The organism is Micrococcus sp. HG099 (genome assembly GCF_024723355.1).
Classification (GTDB): Bacteria; Actinomycetota; Actinomycetes; order Actinomycetales; family Micrococcaceae; genus Micrococcus; species Micrococcus endophyticus.
Window position 1 is genome coordinate 1 of the sequence record NZ_JANQCJ010000183.1, and the last position, 3140, is coordinate 3140.

Below are 3140 nucleotides of genomic sequence, written 5' to 3' on the forward strand. Positions count from 1 at the left end.
GTGCAGCGCCGCGGCGGGGACCTGCCGCGCTGGCGCTCCCGGGTGGACGGCGCGCGCCAGGCAGTGGCCTGGGCCTTCCGCTCCGTGACCGCCGAGCCCCCCTCGGCCGTGCTGGACGACGTCCTGCGCCGCCTGCCCGCCCAGGACGTGGGCATGGACCTGATCGGCGAGGAGGCCGCGCCCGCCCGCCCGCCGAAGGACCGGCTGCGCTGGCTCAAGATCACCGTCATGGTCCTGCTGGCCGCGCTGGTGCTCGGCGTCGGCGCGTGGACGGTCTGGAGCCAGTTCACCCGCCCGGGCATCGTGCACCGCGTGGATCAGTCCGAGGACCTGTTCACCACCTCGGAGAACCCGGCCCGCGACGGCGGCACCGCGCAGGCCTTCCTTTCCCGCGACCAGAACAGCGGCTACGTGACGGTCAGCGGCATGCCGCAGCTGCCGGACGGCCAGGCCTACCAGGTGTGGCTCTACCCCGACGACGGCACCGCCCCCGCCTCGCTGGGCACCTTCGACGCCAACGGCTTCGGCGAGCCCGTCACCTTCCGCGGCCTGGACCGGTTCGCCGCCGTCGGGATCACCGTGGAGCCGAGCTCGGGCTCCGAGGTGCCGACCACGGACACGCTCGTGGGCGTGGACCTGGACCCGACCGCGCACACCGGCCCCCGCTACGGCGGGCGGCCCAGCACCAACTGAGGCTCACACGGCGAAGGGGCCGGCGACGGATGACGTCGCCGGCCCCTTCGCCGTCCCGCGGCGGCTCAGGCCCCGGGCTCAGAACCCGGAGATGGTGCCCGGCCCGTTGACGGTGACCAGGTGGAACGCCTCGGCGAGGCCCGGCGCGGCGGCGGGGCCGGCGGCGTGCCGGTGGTGCTCCGTCATCTGCGCGAGCACGTGCCGGCGCATGGCGGCCACGTCCGGGTGCTGGGAGATGTGGGCGTCCAGGGCCCGCAGCTTCACGTCCTCCAGGCCGGTGACGTCCACGACCGTGTTCCGCCGCCCCGCGGGTGCGCTGTAGAGCAGCAGGTGGCGGATCTTGAAGGCCTCGAGGCCCTCGGCGGCGAGCTCGGGGTAGGCGTAGGGGTTCTCCACGGCCGGGTACGCGGCGCGCACCACGGCCTCCCCGCACGCCAGGTGGTCCGGGTGGGCGGCCTGCATGAGCTCCCAGTCGCGCTCGGGGTGGGTGCTGAGCACCACGTCCGGGCGCACCCGGCGCATGAGGGCCACGAGCTTGCGGCGCACGCCGTGGTCCGGCTCGAGGTGGCCGTCGCGCTCGCCGAGGAAGTGGACCTCGTGGGCGCCGACGACGGCGGCCGCGGCCCGCTGCTCCGCGTGGCGGCGGGCGGTCATCGCCTCGGGGCCCTCGGAGTCGAAGCCGCCGGCGTCGCCGTCGGTGACGACGCAGAGCTCGACGCGCAGCCCCGCCGCGCTGAGGCCGGCCAGGGTGGCGGCGGCGCCGAAGTCCAGGTCGTCGGGGTGGGCGCCGACGGCCAGGACGGTGCGCCAGCCGTGCTCGGCCGCGAGCGCGGCGGAAGTGATCGGGGTCGTCACTGGCTGGTGTCCTCCTGGAACTCGACCTGGGCCTTCTGCTCCGCGCCGTCGCGGAGATAGGTGATCTCGGCCGAGTCTCCCACGCGGTGCTCGCGGACCACGGCCGTGAGGGACTCGGAGTCGATGACGGCGCGCTCGCCCACCGCGGTGATCACGTCGCCCTCCCGCAGCCCGGCCTGCGCGGCCGGCGAGTCGGCGACGACCTCGTGGACGCGGGCGCCGTCGCTGAACACGGTCCGGGCCTGCGCGTCCCCGCCCTGCACCTCGGCCGGCTCGGGGGTGACGCTGACGCCGAGGACCGCGTGGGTGGCCTCCCCGTGCTCGATCAGGTCCTGGGCCACGCGCTGGGCGTAGTCCACGGGGATGGCGAAGCCCACGCCGATGTTGCCGGCCTCGCCCTGGCCCTGCCCGGCCGAGGCGATGGCGACGTTCACGCCCACGAGCCGGCCCTGCCCGTCCACGAGGGGGCCGCCGGAGTTGCCGGGGTTGATGGCCGCGTCGGTCTGCAGCACGTTGATGTAGACCTCGCCCTGGGGGCCCTGCTGGGCGCCGGGCAGCTCGAACCGGAAGCGCTCCGGTCCGGAGGACGAGCCCTGGCCGGGGACCTGGCCCTGCCCGGACTCCTGCTGCCGGGGCGCCTCGGAAGAGGCGACGGCGATGGTGCGGTCCAGGGTGGAGATGATGCCGTCGGTGACGGTGTTCGGCAGGCCGAGCGGGGCGCCGATGGCGATCGCGTCGTCGCCGACCTTCAGGTCCGCCGAGCGCCCCATCTGGATGGGGGTGAGGTCCGGGGCGTCGATCTTGATGACGGCCAGGTCCGAGAGCGGGTCGGTGCCGACGACGGTGGCGGCGTACACCTTGCCGTCCGCGGTGCGCACGGTCAGCTCCGCGTCCGAGGCCTGGCCGCCCAGGGTGACCACGTGCGTGTTGGTGAGGATGTGCCCCTCCTCGTCCAGGATCGAGCCGGAGCCCGAGCCGGACCCCTGCCCGGAGGTCGCGGAGATGGTCACCACGGAGGGCAGCGCGGTCTTGGCGGCCGTGCCGACGGCGGTGTCCGCCACGTCCTGGCCTGGGTCGGCGGAGGCCGGGCCCGAGGACGTGGAGGAGTCCGGCGCGGAGCCGGAGGCGTCGGCCCCCGGCTCTGCCGCGACGCCGCAGCCGGTCAGTCCGGTCACGAGCACGGCGGCGGCGAGCAGGCCGAGTCCGGCTCGGGCGCGCGGGGCGCGTCGACCGGGGTGCCGCGCCTCCGCGGCGGGCCGGGCGGGTGCCGGGGTCTGATCCGTCGGGGTCTCGTCCGCTGGGGTGTGGGCCACGGTGTCCTCGCTTCGCATCGGATGCCCCGGGCGGTCGACGCGGACGTCACGGGCGGCGGACGCGCGTCCCGGGGCGGGACCATGGTGGCCCGTGATCCTGGGCGTCCTCTGAACGTCCGCCGGGAACGCTCCCCGCGCCGGGGCGGGGCCCGGGCCGCGCGCCCTCTCGCCAGGACGGCGGCCCGGATCCCTTCTCTCCGGCTCGGCGACCGCCCTACACTCGAGCGCAGGATCCGGCGGACCGCCTCGAGAGGGCGGCCCGCCTCCGCCGTCGAAGGA

At 75.9% G+C, this 3140-nt stretch carries 3 protein-coding genes; 1 reads left to right on the forward strand and 2 read right to left on the reverse strand.

Annotation, left to right across the window (positions count from 1 at the left end):
• Window positions 1-693, forward strand: a 693-nt coding sequence (locus tag NWP10_RS11190) for an anti-sigma factor (RefSeq protein WP_258300959.1), incomplete at its 5' end; no start/stop codon positions are given.
• 78 nt (window positions 694-771) lie between these two features.
• Here NWP10_RS11190 and NWP10_RS11195 read toward each other — a convergent pair.
• On the reverse strand, window positions 772-1548 hold the full coding sequence (locus tag NWP10_RS11195) for a PIG-L deacetylase family protein (protein WP_258300960.1): 777 nt from the start codon (window positions 1546-1548) through the stop codon (window positions 772-774).
• Window positions 1545-2861 carry a S1C family serine protease gene (locus NWP10_RS11200; RefSeq protein WP_258300961.1) on the reverse strand — a complete coding sequence of 439 codons (1317 nt, stop codon included), beginning with the start codon at window positions 2859-2861 and terminating at the stop codon, window positions 1545-1547. The genes NWP10_RS11195 and NWP10_RS11200 overlap by 4 nt, the downstream gene beginning before the upstream one ends.
• Window positions 2862-3140 lie beyond the last annotated feature (279 nt).